This window comes from Bradyrhizobium sp. FW305-F6 (assembly GCF_058782905.1).
In genome coordinates, this window is record NZ_JBYSYD010000003.1 from 315,570 (window position 1) to 336,088 (window position 20,519).

At 64.7% G+C, this 20,519-nt stretch carries 19 protein-coding genes; 11 read left to right on the top strand and 8 right to left on the bottom strand.

Annotated features, from left to right (window positions below):
* Window positions 1-151 precede the first annotated feature (151 nt).
* The 3 genes from AC3WLX_RS21915 to AC3WLX_RS21925 all read right to left on the bottom strand — a co-directional run bounded on the left by AC3WLX_RS21915 (window position 152) and on the right by AC3WLX_RS21925 (window position 5,119).
* Window positions 152-1,561 carry a CHAT domain-containing protein gene (locus AC3WLX_RS21915; protein ID WP_492337557.1) on the bottom strand — a complete coding sequence of 470 codons (1,410 nt, stop codon included), beginning with the start codon at window positions 1,559-1,561 and terminating at the stop codon, window positions 152-154.
* A 119-nt stretch (window positions 1,562-1,680) separates the two neighbouring features.
* On the bottom strand, window positions 1,681-4,587 hold the full coding sequence (locus AC3WLX_RS21920) for a PAS domain-containing protein (protein ID WP_492337558.1): 2,907 nt from the start codon (window positions 4,585-4,587) through the stop codon (window positions 1,681-1,683).
* 325 nt (window positions 4,588-4,912) lie between these two features.
* Window positions 4,913-5,119, bottom strand: a complete 207-nt coding sequence (locus tag AC3WLX_RS21925) for a hypothetical protein (RefSeq protein ID WP_492337559.1) — start codon at window positions 5,117-5,119, stop codon at window positions 4,913-4,915.
* 265 nt (window positions 5,120-5,384) lie between these two features.
* On the opposite strand from AC3WLX_RS21925, the gene AC3WLX_RS21930 reads away from it, so the two are divergent.
* From AC3WLX_RS21930 to AC3WLX_RS21960, 7 genes are all read left to right on the top strand, one after another.
* A complete protein-coding gene (locus tag AC3WLX_RS21930) occupies window positions 5,385-5,837 on the top strand; it encodes a DUF2231 domain-containing protein (protein ID WP_291622099.1) in 453 nt (150 codons plus the stop codon).
* Window positions 5,834-7,171, top strand: a complete 1,338-nt coding sequence (locus AC3WLX_RS21935; RefSeq protein WP_492337560.1) for a PQQ-dependent sugar dehydrogenase — start codon at window positions 5,834-5,836, stop codon at window positions 7,169-7,171. The genes AC3WLX_RS21930 and AC3WLX_RS21935 overlap by 4 nt, the downstream gene beginning before the upstream one ends.
* A gap of 57 nt (window positions 7,172-7,228) precedes the next feature.
* The gene (locus AC3WLX_RS21940) at window positions 7,229-7,444 is read left to right on the top strand and encodes a hypothetical protein (RefSeq protein ID WP_291622103.1); all 216 of its coding nucleotides are present in this window, start codon (window positions 7,229-7,231) and stop codon (window positions 7,442-7,444) included.
* Window positions 7,445-7,458: 14 nt separating this feature from the next.
* Complete coding sequence (locus AC3WLX_RS21945) at window positions 7,459-7,629, top strand: hypothetical protein (protein WP_492337561.1); 171 nt, start codon at window positions 7,459-7,461, stop codon at window positions 7,627-7,629.
* A gap of 125 nt (window positions 7,630-7,754) precedes the next feature.
* Window positions 7,755-8,960, top strand: coding sequence for an MFS transporter (locus AC3WLX_RS21950; protein ID WP_492337562.1), 1,206 nt, complete (start codon window positions 7,755-7,757; stop codon window positions 8,958-8,960).
* Between the two features lie 218 nt (window positions 8,961-9,178).
* The gene (locus tag AC3WLX_RS21955; RefSeq protein WP_291622109.1) at window positions 9,179-10,408 is read left to right on the top strand and encodes a CaiB/BaiF CoA transferase family protein; all 1,230 of its coding nucleotides are present in this window, start codon (window positions 9,179-9,181) and stop codon (window positions 10,406-10,408) included.
* Window positions 10,409-10,579: 171 nt separating this feature from the next.
* Window positions 10,580-10,795: a hypothetical protein gene (locus AC3WLX_RS21960; RefSeq protein WP_025037058.1), complete on the top strand. Its 216-nt coding sequence runs from the start codon at window positions 10,580-10,582 to the stop codon at window positions 10,793-10,795.
* Between the two features lie 72 nt (window positions 10,796-10,867).
* Here AC3WLX_RS21960 and AC3WLX_RS21965 read toward each other — a convergent pair whose 3' ends face one another.
* Window positions 10,868-11,539: a TetR/AcrR family transcriptional regulator gene (locus AC3WLX_RS21965; RefSeq protein ID WP_291622113.1), complete on the bottom strand. Its 672-nt coding sequence runs from the start codon at window positions 11,537-11,539 to the stop codon at window positions 10,868-10,870.
* Window positions 11,540-11,853: 314 nt separating this feature from the next.
* On the opposite strand from AC3WLX_RS21965, the gene AC3WLX_RS21970 reads away from it, so the two are divergent.
* On the top strand, window positions 11,854-13,089 hold the full coding sequence (locus AC3WLX_RS21970; protein WP_291622115.1) for an acyl-CoA dehydrogenase family protein: 1,236 nt from the start codon (window positions 11,854-11,856) through the stop codon (window positions 13,087-13,089).
* 131 nt (window positions 13,090-13,220) lie between these two features.
* Window positions 13,221-14,279 (top strand): phosphotransferase family protein, encoded by a 1,059-nt coding sequence (locus AC3WLX_RS21975; RefSeq protein WP_492337563.1) that lies wholly within the window; start codon window positions 13,221-13,223, stop codon window positions 14,277-14,279.
* 156 nt (window positions 14,280-14,435) lie between these two features.
* On the opposite strand, the gene argE is transcribed toward AC3WLX_RS21975, so the two are convergent.
* From argE to AC3WLX_RS21990, 3 genes are all read right to left on the bottom strand, one after another.
* On the bottom strand, window positions 14,436-15,608 hold the full coding sequence (argE, locus tag AC3WLX_RS21980) for an acetylornithine deacetylase (RefSeq protein ID WP_492337564.1): 1,173 nt from the start codon (window positions 15,606-15,608) through the stop codon (window positions 14,436-14,438).
* A 129-nt stretch (window positions 15,609-15,737) separates the two neighbouring features.
* Window positions 15,738-16,253, bottom strand: a complete 516-nt coding sequence (locus AC3WLX_RS21985; protein ID WP_492337565.1) for a hypothetical protein — start codon at window positions 16,251-16,253, stop codon at window positions 15,738-15,740.
* Between the two features lie 55 nt (window positions 16,254-16,308).
* Window positions 16,309-17,802, bottom strand: a complete 1,494-nt coding sequence (locus AC3WLX_RS21990; protein ID WP_492337566.1) for a YadA-like family protein — start codon at window positions 17,800-17,802, stop codon at window positions 16,309-16,311.
* Here AC3WLX_RS21990 and AC3WLX_RS21995 point away from each other — a divergent pair.
* The gene (locus tag AC3WLX_RS21995; protein WP_492337567.1) at window positions 17,789-18,166 is read left to right on the top strand and encodes a hypothetical protein; all 378 of its coding nucleotides are present in this window, start codon (window positions 17,789-17,791) and stop codon (window positions 18,164-18,166) included. The genes AC3WLX_RS21990 and AC3WLX_RS21995 overlap by 14 nt on opposite strands.
* 655 nt (window positions 18,167-18,821) lie before the next feature.
* On the opposite strand, the gene AC3WLX_RS22000 is transcribed toward AC3WLX_RS21995, so the two are convergent.
* The gene (locus AC3WLX_RS22000; RefSeq protein ID WP_291630421.1) at window positions 18,822-19,607 is read right to left on the bottom strand and encodes an SDR family NAD(P)-dependent oxidoreductase; all 786 of its coding nucleotides are present in this window, start codon (window positions 19,605-19,607) and stop codon (window positions 18,822-18,824) included.
* Window positions 19,608-19,740: 133 nt separating this feature from the next.
* On the opposite strand from AC3WLX_RS22000, the gene AC3WLX_RS22005 reads away from it, so the two are divergent.
* A complete protein-coding gene (locus AC3WLX_RS22005) occupies window positions 19,741-20,439 on the top strand; it encodes a histidine phosphatase family protein (RefSeq protein ID WP_492337568.1) in 699 nt (232 codons plus the stop codon).
* The last annotated feature ends 80 nt before the right edge of the window (window positions 20,440-20,519 follow it).

Sequence of the window (20,519 nt, forward strand, 5' to 3'; positions counted from 1 at the left end):
CCGGGATGAATGATTTTGCAGCCGGCTCGTCCGGTGCCGCGACACGCGTATAGATCTGGCGGAGGCGCGGCCGAGTCTGGAATCCGTCCCAGGTGCCGCTGATCCACTCAGCAATGCCCTTCAAAGCGGTCATGCCGTCCTCCTTGCGATATCAGTCTGCGGCCAGCGCGACGGCGCTGACCCAGGCAGGGTCCTCGGGCAGCTGTGCCCTCTGGCAACCGGCCCTGTAGGCGCCGGCCACCGACTTCCGCTCGCGCAGATGCGCGTCGTAGAAGCCGCTGACGAACTCCGGGATGCGCTTTGCCACGACCTTCCAGCGGAAGCCGACCAGGCTGCATCCCTTCGCCAGATGCAGGTGCTCCGCGGAAGAGATCGAAGCGGTCTGGCATGCGGCGAGAAACACGACCCGGACACTCTCGGGCAGCCATTCGGCGAGTTCTCTGACCTCCAGCAGGTCGACTTCCCCGGCGCCCTCACCGGGCCGGGCCGGAGCGGGCGGCAATATCAGCCGCGTCTCGGACTGATGCTGGCTGATCCCGTGGCCAGCGAAGTGCAGGATGTCGACAGGTTTGTCGCCGTCCACCGGCCGGCAGAGCCGGGACTGCAGCGCGTCCCGGAAGCTTCTTGCCTTCTTGAGGCCGCGCGCTTCGCAGCACTCGTTGAAGTCTTCGAGCGTCAGCTGCTCCAGCGTGCAGAGGCCGTCGTCGCGGAGGTCGTCCAGACGTTCTCGCTGCGCGTCCGTACTGTTCCGAATAGAGGGCAGCGACCGCAACGAGATGCCCTCCTTGCCCAAAATGGAGAACTCGCCCTCGGCCGCCCCGGCATCCACGAACAGGATATGCGGACGATGATCGCTGTTCGCAGGACGCCTCTTGATGTTCGAGGCGCTGCGAGCCATGGGACGAAGATTGCAGAGGAAACCATCAGGCCGGTCGTTGGCGACGAGTGCGATGAGTTCGAGCGGCAAGGCGAAGCGCCGCTGAAACTGCATCCGCTCCATGTCGAAGCGGAATTCGACAGACTCGTTTGGATCGTTGCTGATAAGCGCCTTGCCGATCGGGCCGAACAGCGCATTGAAGGCGCTGTAGCCGCTCGACTTGTAATTCCGCCATGTTTGACGAAGGTCGCCGACCTCGGAAGGCTCGAGGTCAACCGTAGCCAAGTCATCAAGCGTGGATTTTGATTCCGCGTCGGTGAGCAGGGGACGATCGCGGATCACTGAAATGCCGTTCTCTTCGACACTCAGCGTCACGACGTCGCCCGTGAAGCTGACGATCGCCCTGAAATTGCGTGCCTTGGGCGCAGCAGAAGCAATCGTCAAAGCCCGGTTCAACCGTTCCTCCGGATCGAGTCCGCCGTTCGTTTGCGCGCAAGTGTCCCATGTCCAGACCCGTGGCTTGCGTACCGCCTCGACCTCGTACTCCGAGCCGGGCGCACGGAGCACGAGCACGGCGCCAAACTTCGGGTCCGCACCCGAGAAGCGCTCGAGGAAGCCCCGTATGCTGCTCTCCCCCTGACGGCCTCCGCCGGTCTCGGGATCGATCAGCGCAACGTCAGGCAAATTCGTCTCGAGATACTGGGTTGCGACATCGACATTGGCGAGTGTCGTGAAGCTCGCTCCTCTGACGGTCTTCTGCACCATCAATTGCATGGTCGGATCGTTGCAGATGAACAAGACGTTCACGGCCGTGTCTCCGTGTCTTGTGCAAGCGGGACATGGAGCTGGAAGCCGGCTGCCGTGCGCTCCAACCCGCCGCCATGGGCCAGCAAGACCGCGCGCGCGCTTCCCTGTGCGTCCGCAGCGGCTTCCAGCGCCTCGGCACGCACGACATCATCCGGCTCCGAGGACGGCTCGATCTCCGCTCCCGACAATTGGATCTCGGCTTGCGAACGGAGAGGGCGAAGCGTGATGGTGATCGGCCTCGTGTCCCGCGAGAGCATGTAGCCGAGCAAGGTCCGAAGAGCGTAGGCCAGCCGGCTCCGATCGCCGCTGACTTCGGCCTCGCCGGTAGCCTCCAGCCTTAGCCGGTCGCGGTCCGTTTCGGGAAGTGCGTCGCGGAGTTCATCCAGCAGCGCTTTGAGCGGTACGATGCGCTCCTCTCTCTTTGGATCGCGCCAGGCTCCTCTCGCCTCGGCGAGCCGCTCGAACGTGATGTCGGCTTTTGCAATGCCCTCGCGCACTTGCTTCGCCAACGGTGCAACCGCCTCCTCGAGGGAGCCGCGCCCGAGCTGTTTGGCCAGCGTGGCCGCCAACAACAGTGGCGCACGCACCTGCCGGGCCACTTCTTGCACCGTCTCCGCAATATAGCGCGTGTCGACGTTGTAGACCTGTCGATCTGCGCCGCTGAGCAGCCAGATGATGTCGGACGTCCTGGTCATGTCCTCGAGCCGCCGGACATGCGTCTCGACGCCCCTGCCGCCCTTCGGTCCGATGCTGAGCGTTGCCTCCGTCTGGTGGGCGCCGGGAAGTTCGGCCTCGTTCGGTCCATGCACGAACTCGATGAGGCGATGCTCTCCCTTGTCGAAATACAGCGGCGGGAGGCCGAGAAGCTCGCGCGCTCGCGGGTTGGCGCGCAGGATCACCCCCGCGTCGTCGGTGATCAGAACGGCTTTGTCGATCAGGTCGATCAGGCGTTCGTTCAGCTTGTATTCGCGGAGCTGCGAAATGCGCGCAGCCAGGCCTTTGACCAGGGGAGCAATATGGTCCCCGTCCTCTTCAATGAATGCGTTGGGCTGGCGGGAGACCGTATCCAGCACCCAGCGCGTGCGGCCGTTGATGGTGATGGCGATGGTCAGCGCCGAGCGCGGCTTCGCTCCGACCGAACGGAACCAGTGCGGCGGTCGTCCATCCCCGTCGAGCTTGGTGACATCGCTCGCGACGAGCACGCCGCTTTCGCCGCGGCGTGCGCTGCGAATGGCGGCGCCGAGCATTCCCGATTCGCGCGCACGGGCCTCATCGAACGGCTCGCCCGGACGGGGATCGTACAGCGGCTGTGTATAGTCCTTCGGGATCGCCAGGGGATGTGTGGCGCCATTCTCGGTCTCCGGAAACTGGGCGAAAAGCTGCAGCTCTTCCGCACCGGCATGCGGACCCGCCCCGCGCGAGCGCATCGTCTCCGTCCCGTCCGGATGATGCGTGATGAAGGCCGCTGCATGGTCCCACCCGAAATGCCTGACCAGCTCGCGCAGCAATGTGAGCACCGCATCGGGTACCGTTTCCGCAGCCTCGATGTTGGCGACGAGGGCCCTTTGCTCGGCCTGGGCCTCGCGTCTGGCGCGCCGGAGCATCATGAGCAGAAGCGTGTCGAGGCCGAGGCGGTCGAGCACGGCGAGCGGATCGCGCGGCAACTCCTCTTCGTCGTCGCAGTCGGATCCGGCCGGTGCTGCCCTGCTCGACACCTCGAAACGCCTTGGCTGCGTCGAAGCCAAGGTCAGGACGGCCTCGGTGCGGCCATTCGGCCGAATGGGGACGATGGCAAAGGACTCCAGCGCCTTGCCGCCCGGCCGCACCTCGCGCAGCAGGTTCAACAATGGTTCGTCCTGACGATCGGGATTTGCCTGCATCCAGCGCGTAAGCTCTTCGCGATAGGGGCCGGCGTCGAACTGCGCGAGCTCCTCCTTCGACATGCGCCACCACATGCGTGGCCATGGTTTTGAGGGCTCCGGGTGCATCAGCGTGGGGCGTATCCATTGCGAGCTGTCGGAGACTTCGCTGACGATCGCGAGGTCATGCGGCAGGACCTCCCGCAGCAAGTCGAGCATTCGGCGGGTTCGATCTCGCCAGGTCGGGCTGCGCGCGCCATCGGGCTTCGGGGTCGATTCACCCTTCGCCGTTTCCAGCGCTGCTTCCCGCAATGCGACGCGCAACGCATTGATGATGCCTTCGCGGATCACGATCTGCACGCCGCGCAAGGTGCTGCCCTCCAGGAATTCCGGGAGCAATGTCAGTCGCGGCTCCGAATGCACCTTGTGGGAGCCGATGAGCACGGCCGCACCTTCTGTAAGCCTGACGGAGCGCGACGTCCGGGTGTCCAGCACCTCGCCCAGCTTGATGAGAAATTCGTCTCGGAACTCCCTGGGCAGCAGATCCACGAAGCGCTGTCCGACCAGGTCTTTCCTGTTCCAGAGGCGGAGCGCCGCAGCGTTGGCGAAATCGACCCGACCGTCGAGCCCAAGGCGGACGACGCCGTAAGGTGTCTGCTCGAATTTCTGCCTCTCCGCGGCTTGCAGTGCATCGAGGCTGACGATCAACAGCAGCAATCCATCTGCCCGTCGCACCGGCTGCACCAGGACGAGTGTTGGCGTGGGCGCGGTATGGAGCAGAGCGGGCAACGGCTTCGGTCGATCGGACTGGGCCGCCTCCATCAACGCCTTGAACGGAATCGAGAGCAGGGTCTCGAGCGGTGCACCTGGCCTGACGGCGGTTGCGAAATCGTATGGCGACAGATCGGCGTCACCAACTCGTCCGTCGTGTCCGAGCAAAACAAAGGGCAGCGGGATGGCGCTTGGCGCAGCATGACGGGCACCCGTGAGAGCCCGCGGGTCATCCGTGGCACTGGTTGGATCGGCCGTCGTGGACGTGGACATGAGCGTGCCTCCGTCTTTGTCGGACCGATCAGCTCGCGTTTCACGAGCTCACGGTCGGAACCGTGACGCGGAACCCAACCGCTCCCGACATGTTCAGAGTACAGCAGCCCCCGGGGCGACGATGTGAAGTGCTTCACACGCTCGGCGTGCAAAGGTGCCGCTGCGTCAGCGCGATTGTCCACGCACGCCGTCGCGGCAGCGGCGTCGCAATAGGTAGGTCAACATGACCTATTCAACGTCGAGCCGATGCCGGACGAGGTGCTGAAGAGATGACGTCCCGGTGAACGAGAGTGAGCCGCGCTGCTGTCGCGGCTCCCGATGCCCGCTAGCTCGGGTTCTGATTCTGAAAAATCCGGGAAATGGCGATCACCCCTTCGGGCCGCGCGTCCGCATTCTCACCGGCAGGAGCCTTGGGGCGCGCCTGGTGCATCGTCGCTCCAACAACGCCTGGCTGATCGGGTGCCTGATTCGGGACATCGCGAATTTCCGAGTCCGTTACGACGAACGTGGTCTGGACAAACGGGGTCTGCATGAATCTCCTCCCAGTTTTCGATGTTTCACGGATGCTGTGGAAGCAGCATGACCGCCAGGTGGATGCGCAGTTAACAATCCTTCATCTTTTGGGCCGCCATCTAGCTTGGTGTCGCGCCGTGCGCCGCCGGTTCAACGGCTCGTCCCAAAACGAGAGGCAGTAACGCGTTCTTGTACTGCGCCCGGAATGCTGCAGAAGTCGAGGAACCATCGTCTCGAGCGGGAGTTCGCCGATGGGGGAGAGACATTCCGGCAAGAGGCTCATCGTGCAAGACGACATGCGCGTGCATTCCACGGCGCAAATCGCGGGTCATCCCATTCATCCGATGCTGGTGCCGATCCCGATCACGTGCTTTGTCGGGGCGTTGCTCACCGACATCGCCTATGTCGCCAGCGCCGAGATCATGTGGGCGAATTTTTCCGCCTGGCTGCTGCTTGTCGGCGTCATCTTCGGCGTTCTGGCGGCCATCGCCGGCCTGACCGACTTCCTCGGCAACCGGCTGGTGCGGGCGCAGCCGCCGGCCTGGCCGCATTTGATCGGCAATGCCGTGGTGCTGATCCTTTCGATCGTCAATCTGATGATCCACATGCGCGACGGCTGGACCTCGGTGTGGCCGAGCGGGCTCGCCTTGTCCGCGATCACCGTGCTGATCCTTCCGGTCACGGGCTGGCTCGGCTGGGCCCTGGTCTATCGCCACGGCGTAGGAGTTGCGCGATGAAGTTTTCGGTTGTCCGCGCGCTGCTATGCTGTTCGCTGCTGTCACTGGCCGGATGCAACGACGGCAGCGGCGATCCCAATGCTCAAGTTGGCCCCAATCCGACGCTGCCTGAGATCCGGCAATATCTGCTGCCGCCGATCCACATTGCCCGCATCGTCGGCTGGAAGAAGGACGAGACACCGACGGTTGCGCAGGGCCTGCAGGCCAAGGCCTTCGCCACGGGCTTGCAGCACCCGCGCTCGCTCTACGTGCTCCCGAACGGCGATGTGCTGGTGGTGGAATCCAAGGCGCCGAAGCGCGCGCCGGTCAACCGGCCCAAGGAGATCGTGATGGGCTTCATCATGTCCTTGTCGACGTCGGGCGGCGGCGATACCGGGCCGGGAAATCGCATCACGCTCTTGCGCGACAGCAACGGCGACGGCGTGCCGGAAACGCAGAGCGTCTTTCTCGACCATCTCAACTCGCCGTTCGGCGTCGCGCTGGTCGGCAACGAGCTCTACGTCGCCAACGCCGATGCCATCATCAGATATCCCTACACCGAAGGGGATACCAAGATCACCGCGCCGGGCACGGTGCTGACGCCGCTGCCGGGCGGTCCGATCAACCATCACTGGACCAAGAGCCTGGTTGCCAGCCCCGACGGCTCGAAGCTCTATGCCGGCGTCGGCTCCAACAGCAACGTCGCCGAGAGGGGCATGGAGGCCGAGCACAATCGCGCCGCCATCCTCGAGGTCGACCGCGCCAGCGGGCGCTGGCGCGTGTTCGCAAGCGGCCTGCGCAATCCCAACGGGCTCAGCTTCGAGCCGCAGACCGGGGCGCTATGGACCGTCGTCAACGAGCGCGACGAACTCGGGCCCGATCTCGTCCCGGACTACATGACCTCGGTCAAGGATGGCGGCTTCTACGGTTGGCCCTACAGCTATTTCGGCCAGCACGTCGATCCCCGGGTCAAGCCCGAGCGGCCGGATCTGGTCGCCAAGGCGATCGTGCCGGATTACGCGCTGGGCTCGCATGTCGCGCCGCTCGGGATGGTTTTCAGCACCGGCGCCGGCCTTCCGGCCGCCTATCGGGGCGGCGCCTTCGTCGGCGAGCACGGCAGCTGGAACCGGGATGCGCTCAACGGCTACAAGGTCGTGTTCGTGCCGTTCACGGACGGCAAGCCGAGCGGTCCGCCGCAGGATGTCGTCACCGGTTTCCTCGACGGCGACAACCAGGCGCGCGGCCGTCCCGTCGGTGTCGCCATCGACAAGGCCGGCGCGCTTCTGGTCGCCGACGACAGCGGCAACACGGTGTGGCGCGTCACCGCCGCGCACCCGCAGCTGACGCAACATTAAGCGCGCAGGCGCGTTGTCGGGCAGATCTTCTTCTGAACCTGAGCCAGGAGCTGGACAATGGGCCTTGCGCAATATGCCATCGTGCCGGTGCGCGACGAATGGGGCGTGCTGCATGATGGCGACGTCAAGAACACCTACGCCACCAAGGAAGCCGCGTTCGAATCGGCGGTCGCGGCCGCATCTCTGGCGCTGCGTGAGGGACATGAAATCCATGTCACCGTGCCCGGCCGCGAGGCGGGAGGCAATGCGCTCGGCGTCAAGGACAACGCTTGAGACGAGGAAGCCACATGACCAAGCCCCGTGAGCCCAACGGCGTCGAGCCGCCTCGCTCCGAGGACGACATCCAGCGCGACCAGCTCGGTCCACGCGGCGTGCCCGGTGCGCCCGATCCGGCCAAGATGACGCCTCAGCGCGACAAGAAAATGCCGAAGCACGTCGACCCCGGCCACGCCGCGTGATGCAACTTTGCTCTGCGGCCAGTGCCGCGCTGCTATTCGGAACCGGCATTCCCGCGACATCGGTCCGCAGGTAAGACGAGCTGCGCTGGCGCAATCTGCGCCTGCCGGGGCAGGCGACGTTTGGAATGCAGTTCTTGAAATCTGACCGCAGGCTGCTCGGCGTCCTGCTGGTGCTCGCCATCACCCAACTCGTTGGATGGGGGACGATCGGCCTTCCGGCGATTGTCGGCCGTGACATTGCGGCGGATCTGGGCATGAGCCTGCCGGCGGTGTTCGCCGGCACGTCGGTTCTTTATGTCACCATGGGACTGAGCGCGCCCTGGCTTGCCAAGGCCTTTGCACGGCACGGCGCGCGGACGGTCATGATGGTCGGCACGGTCGTCACCGTGCCGGGCTTCGTCCTGCTGTTCTTCGCGCGCGAGCCGGTGCTCTACTTCGCGGCCTGGGTCGTCTTTGGCCTGGCCGGCAGCGCCACGCTGTCGACGGGCGCCTACATCATGCTGAACGAGGTTGCCGGGCGGCAGGCCAGGAGCGCGATCGGCGCGCTCATGCTGGTGACGGGGTTGTCGAGCAGCATCTTCTGGCCGACCACCTCCTTCCTGAGCGGTCATCTCGGCTGGCGCGGAACGTGCCTCGTCTACGCCGCGATGATGCTGCTCGTATCGCTTCCGCTCTATGCCTTTGTGGCGCCGCGCCGCAGAGCTGGGCAAGGCGATGCTGCCGAGCCGGCCAGACCTTCGCCGCCGCCCGCGATTCCAAGGAGCACGTTCGGCCTCGTCGTCGCCGCGATCACGCTGAATGCCTTCGTCACCTTCGGCCTCAGCGCCGTGTTCGTCGAATTGCTGCGGACGGAGGGGCTGACGCCGGCGCAGGCGATCGCGTTCGGCTCTATGCTCGGCGTGATCCAGGTCAGTGCCCGCGGGCTGGATTTCCTCGGCGGCGGGCGCTGGGACGGGATCACGACCGGTCTCGTCGCCAGTATGGCGCTGCCGGTGGCGATGCTGCTGATGATGCTGAGCGAGGGCGCCACCTGGGCGGTCGCCGTCTTCATCCTGCTCTATGGCGCCGGCAGCGGCGCCATGGCGGTCGCGCGCGCCACCATCCCGCTCGTGTTCTACGACCAGGCCGAGTTCGCGAAGGCGATGTCGATGATTGCCCTGCCGCTCAATCTCGCCTCCGCGCTGTCGCCACCATTGCTGGCCGGCCTGCTCACCCGGTTCGGCGGCCGCGGCGCGCTCGGTCTCACCTTCGTCTGCTCCTGTGCTGCAGTGCTGATCCTGGTCCTGCTCGCGCGCCGCCGGCCGCAGGCGGCTGCGGTGGCTGGAACGTGAGCCCGCAGGGCAATACCGCGCGACGGGAATTTGCGGACCGGAAGCTCGCTGTCCGGCGGGAGATGGCCGTATGTCGCCAGCGCAGTGCTCACCGCGCGAAAATGGTGTATCCGCAGGAAGCGCGGTCCGCGATCTTGCCGTCGCGCCAAAATCAGCTCCAAGACAGCTCCAAGACAGCTAAAAGTGCAAATCAAGACCAGTTACCGGAGGAAATCGAAATGTCGGCCCTGCCGCTTTCAGGCATCAAGATCCTTGACCTCACCCGCGTGCTTGCCGGGCCCCTGTCGGCCCAGATGCTCGGCGATCTCGGCGCGGAGGTGATCAAGATCGAGCGGCCGGGCACCGGCGACGATGCGCGCGCCTTCGGTCCGCCCTACCTGAACGACCCCGAGGGCAAGGCCAACAACAACAATTCGTTCTATCTCTGCGCCAACCGCAACAAGAAGTCCGTCACGGTCAACATCGCCAAGCCGGAAGGGCAGGCGATCGTCCGCGAGCTCGCCAAGGATGCCGACGTCTTCATGGAGAACTACAAGGTCGGCGATCTCAAGCGCTACGGCCTCGACTACGAGACCATCAAGGCGATCAATCCCGGCATCATCTATTGCTCGGTGACCGGCTTCGGCCAGACCGGGCCCTATGCGCCGCGCGCCGGCTATGACGCCATCCTCCAGGCGATGGGCGGATTGATGAGCGTCACCGGCCATATCGACGGCGAGCCGGGTGAGGGCCCGATGAAGGTCGGCCCCTCCATCGTCGACTACATGACCGGCATGAACTCCTCGATCGGGATTCTCTCGGCGCTCTACCATCGCGATGCCAATGGCGGGCAGGGCCAGCACATCGACGTCTGCCTGTTCGATACCGTCATCGCGTCCCTGTCGCACTGGCTGCAGATCTATCTCGTCAACGGCAAGATGCCGCCGCGCCGCGGCACCTGGGGCAATGGCGGTATGCCGGCCGGCGTATTCCGCTGCGCCGACGGCGAGCTGATGCTGGTGGTCGGCAATGACGGCCAGTTCCAGCGCACCTGCGCCGTACTCGGCGAGCCCGAACTCGCGAACGATCCGCGCTTTCTCAAGAACAACGACCGCGTCGTGCACGGCAAGGAGATCATGGCGATCTTCGCCGGCCTGTTCCTGAAGCAGAAGGTGTCCTATTGGCTGGAGAAGCTGGAGGAGGCCGGCGTGCCGTCGGGCCCCATCAACAATTTCGAGCAGGTGTTTTCAGATCCGCACGTGCAGTCGCGCGGGATGCGGGTGAAGGTCGACCATCCCTTCGAACCCGATCTGTCGCTGGTCCGCAACGCGCTGACGCTCTCGGAGACGCCGATCAAGGACTATCGCGCTCCGCCGCTGCTGGGCGAGCACACCCAGGAGGTGCTCGGCGGCAAGCTCGGCTATGATGCCGAGAAGATCGCGGCCCTGAAGCAGCAGGGCATCATCTAGCACGCTCTGCCCCTCTCGAGGGGCCCCGTCGTGCAGAGCCGCGCGCCATGTCGGGGCTTGCCTGAAGCTTGCCCGCAATCCCCAGCTAATCCCGGTCCGTAATCGCACAGGCTTCCGCTTCGCGCGCGACTCTGATTCGATCTCTCCGCTTAAGTTCCGGGAGGGAAGCGAATGTCCTATACGATCGGATTCCAGGCCAAGGACCAGAAGGCCGTTCTGGCAACCGAGGCGGCCACCGCCAACCAGGCCGTCGCCATCATTGCCGCGTTGCGGCAGAGCGCCGACGAGATCAAGTTCATCCGCTCGCCGCAGGAAGGCGAAATGGGCATTGAAATGCTGCTGCTGCTCGCCAAGGAAGAGGCCGAGGAGATGCCGCAGCGGGCGTAGCCTGCCGCCGCAGCAGCCGCGCCATTCAGGTCCCCGCGCAGGAGCGACTCGCTCCGGCACCGGGCTCATCGATCAGCGCGCGTCTCGCGCCAGGGCGCGCACCGGCGCCTTGCTCTCCGTCCGCCCCGCCGTCAGCGCCATCGTCGCTACGCTGACCACGCGCTCCACTACGTCCTCGACGTCGTCGAGGTCGCATTTGCCTTCCGACAGTTTCGTCAGACGCTCGCTCTCGCGGATGGTGTGATGCGCCATGGCGAGCGCGAAGTTGAGCCCCCAATAAATATCGACCTCGCTGCGGTCGGGCAGGGACCGCCGCATCGCGCCGGCGAATTTCCGCAAATGGTCGATCTCGCGGTTCTTGATGCGGCGGATCGGCGGCACGGATTCGATCGAGGCGCGGATCATGAACCGTGCGGCGGTCGAGCGCTGGTTCTCCGGACCCAGGCAGCCGCGCAGCGTCGGGCCGACCAGCGCACGCAGGATCACCTCGATCGGCGCGCGGCCGCCGCCTTGCTCCTCCGCCGCCTTCAGTTCCCGCAGGCGCTCGCGGTTGGTGGCGATCGAGCGCGTGACGAACAATTCCGCGATCAGTTCGTCCTTCGAGCCGAAATGATAGTTCACCGCAGCGAGGTTGACGCCGGCCTCCGCGACGATGTCGCGCAGCGTCACGTCGCCGAAGCCGCGATCGGCATAGAGCCGTTCGGCGGCGGCGAGAATGGCAGACCTCGTATGATCGCTGGCCATGACCTTGATCCCGTCATTCCGGGGCGACGCATTAGCGTCGAACCCGGAATCTCGCGCCACATTTCGAGATTCCGGGTTCAGCCCCGCGGGCTGGCCAGGAATGACGTCGTGAGCGAGGGAGTTGCAATTCAAACACTTGTATGAAACTATCGTTTGAAGGCTGGAGAAAGTCAATCCGCAATCGAGACTCGTTCGCAACGCGCGGGCTGGCCTCGGCAAGCCGCCAAGCCAGCGCATTCGCGCTTGCCGGTCGCGCCATGCGGGAGGACAGTCCGGCGCAAAACCAGATCGCAAAGAGAGACGAGGAGCGTCCCATGGACTTCGATATGTCGCCCAAGCAGAAGGAATGGCTCGACCGCGTACGGTCGTTCATGGCCAAGCACGTGCGCCCGGCGGTGCCGATCTATGATCAGCAGGACCACAGCGGCGAGCGCTGGAAGGTGATCCCGGTCCTCGAGGACCTCAAGAAGAAGGCGAAGGCCGAGGGCCTCTGGAACATGTTCATGCCGCCGAACGAGCATGAGGATGACGAATTCCGGGGCGCGGGATTGACCAATCTCGAATACGCGCTGCTCTCCGAAGAGATGGGTCGGATCACCTGGGCTTCGGAGGTGTTCAACTGCTCCGCGCCTGATACCGGCAACATGGAAGTGTTCATGCGCTACGGCACCAAGGAGCAGAAGCGCAAATGGCTGCGTCCGCTGATGGACGGCGAGATCCGCTCGGCCTTCCTGATGACGGAACCGGCGGTCGCCTCGTCGGATGCCACCAACATCGAGACCCGCATCGAGCGCGATGGCGATCACTACGTCATCAACGGCCGCAAATGGTGGTCGTCCGGCGTCGGCGATCCCCGCTGCAAGATCGCGATCCTGATGGGCAAGACCGATTTCAAGGCGGCCAAGCACCAGCAGCAGTCGCAGATCCTGGTTCCGCTGGACACGCCCGGCATCAAGGTCGAGAAGATGCTGCCGGTGTTCGGCTTCGACGACGCCCCGCACGGCCATGCCCAGGTGCTGCTCGAGAACGTGCGCGTTCCGAAGGAGAACATCCTGCTCGGCGAAGGCCGCGGCTTCGAGATCGCACAGGGTCGCCTCGGTCCGGGCCGCATCCATCACTGCATGCGCACCATTGGCAAGGCCGAGGAGGCGCTGGAGAAAATGGTGAAGCGGCTCACCTCGCGCACCGCCTTCGGCAAGAAGATTGTCGAGCACAGCGTGTGGGAGCAGCGCATCGGCGAAGCCCGCACCAACATCGAGATGACGCGGCTGCTCTGCCTCAAGGCGGCCGACATGATGGACAAGGTTGGCAACAAGACCGCGCAGGCCGAGATCGCCATGATCAAGGTCGCCGCGCCCAACATGGCGCTGAAGATTATCGACGAGGCGATCCAGTCGTTCGGCGGCGCCGGGGTGTCGGACGAGGCAGGTCTTGCCAAGGACTATGCCCACATCCGCACGCTCCGTCTCGCCGACGGTCCGGACGAGGTGCATAACCGCGCCATTGCCAGGCTTGAGGTTCGGAAGTATGCCAACTCTCCCAATCACTAAGCGGGGGAGCCCTGCGGCGCTCCCGACTTGAAGAAACGACAGGACATGATCCAATGGCGGTAACCGCTTGACGCAAGTGCGTCAGCGGTTACCGATTAGGATCATGTTCGGACTGAAGAGGGAGCGTCACCGTGGCTGACGGCGTCAGGAAAGACGAGGAGTTTTCGGGCACCAAGCCGGTCGAGGAGCGTCATCGCTTCGACGAGATGCGGCTTGAGGCGTGGATGCGCGAGAACGTCGAAGGCTTCGAAGGCCCGCTGGTCGTGCTCCAGTTCAAGGGCGGCCAGTCCAATCCGACCTACCGGCTGAATACGCCGAACCGTTCCTACGTGATGCGCAGGAAGCCCTTCGGCAAATTGCTGCCGTCGGCGCACGCGGTCGACCGCGAATATCGCGTGATCGCAGCCCTCGGAAAGCAGGGTTTTCCGGTCGCGCGCGCCTATGCGCTGTGTCAGGACGACAGTGTCATTGGCGCCGCCTTCTACATCATGTCGATGGAGGAGGGGCGCGTGTTCTGGGATCCGACGCTGCCGAGCCAAGCGCCGGACGATCGGCGCAAGATCTTCGCCAGCAAGATCGAGACGCTGGCCAAGCTCCACATGTACGATCCCGTTGCGATCGGCCTCGGCGATTTCGGCAAGCCAGGAAACTACTTCGCACGCCAGATCGACCGTTGGACCAAGCAGTATCGGGCCTCCGAAACCCAGCACATTCCCGAGTTCGAGAAGGTCGCCGAATGGCTGCCGCGGACCGTGCCGGAGCAGGCCCGCGTCTCGGTCGTCCATGGTGACTATCGCCTCGACAACATGATCTTCCACGCGACGGAGCCCCGCGTGCAGGCGGTGCTGGACTGGGAGCTGTCGACGCTTGGCGATCCCATGGCCGACTTCACCTATCTCCTGATGCAGTGGATCATGCCGGGCCTTGATGGCGCCGACCTCAAGGCGCTCAACATCCCGAGCCTCGACGAGGCCGCTCAGATCTATTGCAACGTCACCAAGATGACGGTGCCTGATCTCAACTGGTACTTCGCCTACAATTTGTTCCGCCTCGCCGGCATCACCCAAGGCATCGCCGGCCGCGTCCGCGACGGCACCGCCGCCAACGCCAAGGCGCTCGAATCCGCCAAGCGCACCGTGCCGCTGTCGAAGGCCTCATGGGACTACGCGCAGAAGGCGGGGGCGGTGTAGCGAAAACGAAGGCGCGGCCGGTGGCCGCGCCTTGCGCTTCACCGAAGCTCTTGTAGGGTGGGCAAAAGCGCGCAGCGCTGTGCCCACCATTCTTCGGTTATCGCGCAAACTGGTGGGCACGCTTCGCTTTGCCCACCCTACGATAGCGGTTGCTGATCATCCCTTCGTGCAATGCGCGATCAGCTTCTCCACGAAGCCCGCGCATTTCTCCAACTCGGCCATCTCCACGAATTCGTCAGGCGTATGCGCCTGCGCAATCCCGCCCGGACCGATGACCACGGAGGGGACGTCGGCGATGTCGGCGAACAGGCTCGCCTCGGTGCCGAAGGCGACCTTGGCGTGGTCGTTGCGCCCGGCCAGGCTCTTGGCCAGCGTGACGATTGCAGCATCGGCGGCCGTGTCGAGGGCGGGGTAGTCGAGGATCTCTTCGAACGCGATGCCGCAATCGGCATTCTGCGCCTTCATCGCCGGCTCGAGCTCGGCCTTGGCCCAGGCGACGATCGCATCGGTCACCTCCTTGGACTCGGTGATGCCGATGCCGCGGCACTCGAATTCCACCGTGCAGGTGTCGGGGACGATGTTCAGCGCCGCGCCGCCATGCACGATGCTGGTCAGCAGCGTCGAGTGCGGGACGTCGTAGAGACTGCCATGCTCGGCTTGGCCTGCGAGCTCGACCGCGCGGCGGCGGATTTCGACGATCAGCTCGGCGGCATATTCGATCGCATTGACGCCGTCCGGCGCGATCGAGGAATGACGCGCCAGCCCGCGGAAGGTCGCGCGCACGCCGTGCTTGCCCTTGTGGCCGATGATGACCTGCATGGAGGTCGGCTCTCCGATGAAGGCACCGAGCGGCTTGACTTTCTTCTTCGCGACCTCGTGCAGCATCGGCCGCACGCCGACGCAGCCAATCTCCTCGTCATAGGAGATTGCCAGATGAATGGGCGTTTTGAGTCTTGCCTCCACCATCTCCGGCACCATGGCGAGGCACACCGCCACAAATCCCTTCATGTCGGTGGTGCCGCGCCCGTAGAGCTTGCCGTCGCGCTCCACCAGCTTGAACGGATCGTGGCTCCAGTCCTGGCCCACGACAGGCACCACGTCGGTATGGCCAGACAGAACGTAGCCGCCCCGGTCCTGCGGCCCGATCGTGACCCACAGCGAGGCCTTCTGGCCCGTTTCATCGGTGATGCGCTCGCCCTTGACGCCGAACGTGGCGAGATAGGTCTCGATATGGGCGATCAGGGGCAGATTGGTGCGGTCGCTGATGGTGTCGAAGGCGACGAGGTCGGCAAGAAGCTTGCGGATGCGGTCGGGTCTTGAGCTCGGCATGTCCAATTTCGATGGGTGGGGTTAGGACCGGTCTGGTCGCCGGCGTGCTTGCATGAAGCATACCAACGGCCGGCCTCTCAGGGCAAATCCGCGCCGGTCGTGGAAACCGCCGGGGGACGGCGAGGCCGCTCAGTTCTTCTGCGTGGCGCTTTTCTTCGCCGCGGGGACCGTAGGCGCGGCTGAGGTCTCGGCAGGAACCTGCGGGGTGGCAACCGAGATGCCGAAGATCCGCCGCTGGTTGCCGACGTTCTGGAATGTCAGGTCGAAATTGATCTGAAGCGGGCAGGTCGGAAAGAAGCCGGTCGGGCGCAGCGTCTTGTTGGGGTCGAGATAGGGCGGGGTCGAAAGCTGCGGCGCCGCCAGCGCCACCGAGAACCGGTCGAAATTGCGCCGCCGCAAGTCGGTGAAGCCCAGCGCCAGGTCGGCGGCGGTATTTTTAACCTGAAAGTCGGGCGCGGCAAGGTCGCGCAGCACCGAATAGTTGCCGGTGCGGTTGGCGTCGTGAGCGTGAGCAGCGTCGAGCGGATGAGGTAGAGCGCCTGGTCGATGCCAACGGGCATTGAGGCCGGCTGTTGCTGTTGTTGCTGCTGCGGTGGGGGAGGCGGCGGCCGGTTTGTCGCTCTGCGCCATGGTCGCGGGCGTCATGGCAGCGCGAGCAGGCCGGCAACGAGCGTGCAACGCCGCGCGCGCATGATCGGTCTCACCATCCGACCCTGACCCCGACGCGTCCGCCGTACAGGTTTTGGTTGGCGCCGTAGCCGAGGCCGGCATTGAGCTGGACGCGGTCGCTGACGCGCGCGGCGGCGTTGAAGGCTAGCCCGTTCGTGCTCTGGAACGTGCCCCAATTGGCGGTCACGGCGAAGCGCTCGTGCGGCATCAGCGTCGGCACGCCGGCCAGTGCGAACGCCATGGCCACGCCGTTGGTCGCCTTGTTGCTGCGTGAGGAGAGATCATCGAGCCGGGCATTGATGGCGCCGATGTCGCCAGCCGACGCCAGCCCGAGCCCGGCGAGCGTCGTCGTGGCGAGATTGCCGGCGCCGTCCGCCGTCACGAGCTGGGTCGGGCCGGACTGCGCGGCCTTGCTCGCGCCCGAACTGATGCCGCTCATCGTGTAGGTGCTGCTGGCGGTGCCAACCGCCACCTGGTTGACGCGGGTCGTCGCGACGCCGGTGCCGATTGCAATCGAATTGTCGAAATTGGCGCTGGAGCCGGTGCCCATCGCGATGGCATTCGCGCCGCTCACGCTGGTGCCGCCACCGATCGCGATGGCGGAGGCGCCCGAGACCGTGCTGCCGTTGCCCAGTACGATCGCGTTTGTGGCGTTGACGGTGTTGCCGTTGCCAAGCACCGAGGCGCCGGAAGCGCTCGCGGTGCCGGCGACGGCGTTGTTCGATCCGATGACCTGAACATTATCGCCATTGCCGGCGACGGCAGGCCCGTTCACGATGTTGTTGTCGCCGAGCACGAAGCTGCCGTTGCCGTTGACGGTGTTGGGATCGCCGATAGCGAAGGTGCCGTTGCCGTTGACGACCTGGCCGGTGCCGAACGCGCCGCTGTTGGCGCCGGTGACGGTGTTGTTGGACCCGACCGCGGTGCTGTTGTTGCCGTTGGCGATCGTACTCCGGCCGAATGCCGCGCTCTGGCTGCCGAGCGCCTCGGCCTGCCTGCCGAACGCCGAGGAATTCGCGCCAGTGGCGACCGCTTGGTAGCCAACTGCTGTGTTCGACCTGCTGGTGCCGCTGGCGTTGGCATAGTTGCCGATGGCGATATTATTGCTTGCGTCTCCGTGTGCGTCGGCATTGCCGCCGGTCGCGATATTTGTAGCAAAGTCTCCCCTAGCGTTGGCCAAGTAGCCGGTCGCACTATTGAAAGAATGAAAGCCCGAAGCGTTTGCGGAATATCCGGTCGCGATATTATAACTCATGTTGCCGAAGCTGCTGGCTTGATAACCCAGCGCTGTGTTGCCTGAGCCGAAACCGCTGGCGCTGGTATTAGCTCCGCAGGCTAGATTTGTGGGTTCGCTGGCGGCATCGGCGCCTCCATCGGGAACAACGACGTTGCCGCCCGAAACCGCGTAGGTGCCGCCGAGTCCGCATGTGACTTGCGCCGCAGCCTTCTGCGGCAGAAGCACGACGGGGGCCGTTAGGGCCATGACGAGGAAAATGAAACGCGCCGGATGCTTGACCGAAGACATCTTTGGCAATTCCTGGTTCGAAGGCTGGCCGTTAACGAAATGGTTTGAAAAACGGTTTGAAGGCTTGGCAACATCGAATTATTGCGCGCGGGATGCAACCGGAACTAGTGCCATTGAGCAACAGGCGGAACAAAAGTGTATCGACGCCGGGGCGGCACCGGTGACCCACGAGGTCCGGATGACACTTGCGCGCGACCCGGGCTACCAGACCTTGCGTTGCCGGACGGGCAAAACACTCCATCCCTCGGTCAATCCGCATCGCGTAAAATATTCCGCTTTACCGAAATTCGGAAACGGCGTAGGTGTTGCGGCAACCCGGCCCAAGGAAGAGGGGCGTATCGCGATCGTCACGAACGCGGGCTAGGGGGCGGTGGACGGGGGTCACACCGGCGTGGAAGGTTCGCAGGGCGGGTAACCGTGAGCGAAAACCATCGCGCCAACGACGGGTGTGATCGGCGTACGGCAAAATCGTGTGGTCCTGGCGCCCGGGGTCTGTGCGCCAAGTGTTGCGGTGATGCGGCGGCCCGACCGGGCACGCGCATCAGTCATCCGCAAGGCGACGGGGGCAATAGTGCATCGCTCCCCGGGGAGAGCACCACATAAGCCGTCAAACCACTGCGCAGGGAAGGCCGGGATGTCCTGGCTACACCTGTATGCCGCTGTGCAGCTTCTCACCACGCAGATTTCGCACAGTGGACCTCGGGTGCCTGCGGGCTCCCGGTCTTCCCTGCGCCCTCTTTCCATTGAGGGTAACGCAAGAGAGCAAAGCTCGGGCGAGATGCGCCGCGAGGATGCGAAACTGTGTCTCTACGTCAAAAGCGAATACCGGATGCGACCGCGAGCTCCATCACCGTCACCCTGAGGTGTGCGTCCTGCGACGCGACAGCGTCGCACGACGCGCCTCGAAGGGCGACGGCCCGGCTGCATCTGGACCGTTCATCCTTCGAGGCTCAGCTTGCGATGCGTGCGCATCACAAGCTTCGCACCTCAGGATGACGGAGCTGATGTCAGCGACGAGATTAAACCGGCTTGCCCGTATACGGCATCGACGCGGTGAGGCCGCCGTCGACCGGGAACGCCTGGCCGTTCACATAAGACGCCTCGTCGCTGGCCAGGAACAGTCCCATCGCCGCGAGCTCGTGCGGCTGGCCGGGGCGCTTGAGCGGATTGAGCTGGCCGATCTTGTCCTGGGTGCCGCGCTCCTTGGCGCGGTCGAAGATCGGCTTGGTCATGCCGGTTTCGATCAGGCCCGGGCAGACCGCATTGATGCGCACGCCCGTGCCGGTGAGCGAATAGGCGGTGGTTTGCACCAGGCTAATCACGCCGGCCTTGCTCGCGGCATAGGGATGTCCGCTGGCGCCGGCCTTGAGACCCGCGACGGACGCGGTCAGCACGATCGCGCCCGACTGCTGCTTGATCATGTGCGGCATGGCATACTTCACCGCGAGGAACGGCCCGATCAGATTGATGCGCAGGATCTCCTGCCAGTGCTCGACGGTCTGCTCGGGAATCGGAACGAGGCCGCCGGAGATGCCGGCATTGGCCCAGATCACGTCGAGCCGGCCGTGCGTCTTCACCGCCTTGTCGATCACGGCGATGACGTCGTTTTCGGAGCCGGCATCCGCGATCATGGCTTCCGCAACACCGCCGGCCTTCTTCACCTCGTCGACGGTCTCCTTCACCGCCTCGGTGCGATCGACCGCGATCAGCTTGGCGCCTTCCCTGGTGAACAGCAGCGAAGCCGCGCGGCCGATGCCGCTGCCGGCGCCGGTGATGATGACGGATTTGCCTTGCAGGCGGCCCATGCGTTTCTCCCTTTTGCTCGCGCGCGACGCTTGCCGCGCGACGGAATTTCAAACAAGATTTCAAACGGTAAAGTGTCTTGAGACACGTTCGCTACTGACGTACAGCGACATCAGACGTGATGGAAGGGTTTCGATGGCGGGTGCAGACAAGCCGAATGTGGTCGTCACGCGATGGTGGTGGGTCCGGCACGCGCCGGTGCGCAGTGACGGCGGCAACATCTACGGGCAGAGCGATATCGCCTGCGACACCAGCGACACCTACGTGTTCAATGCCGTTGCCAAGGTGCTGCCGCGCAAGGCCGTCTGGTATTCGAGCAACCTGATGCGCACGCACCAGACCGCGGAGGCGATCTGGGCGGCCGGCTTCCCCAAGCCTGCGTCGATGACATGGGAAGCGGATCTCGCGGAGCAGAATCTCGGCCGTTGGCAGGGCATGAACCGCGCCCAGTTCATCGCCAGCCGTCCCGTCGGATCGAGCTGGTTCGCCGACATCAACGAGCCCGCGCCCGGCGGCGAAAGCTTCATGGACCTCTACAACCGTACGCGCCGCACCATTGAGCGGATCAACAATGAGGCGGCCGGGCAGGACATCATCGCCGTCGCGCATGGCGGCACGATCAAGGCGGCGCTGGGACTCGCGCTCGATGGCCAGCTGGAGAAGGCGCTGTCGTTCGACATCGACAATTGCTCGATCACCCGGCTCGACCATTTTGCGAGCCCCGAGCGCACGCTCTGGCGGTTGCCCATGGTCAACCAGCAGCCGTGGATCGCGGATGCTGCTCACGCGGCGATGCATCAGCCCGCGGGACCGGAAGTCAAGAAGCTGGCGTGAGTAGGTCGTCATTCCGGGACGGTCCGTTAGGACCGGACCCGGAATCTCGAGATTCCGGGTTCGCTGCTTCGCATCGCCCC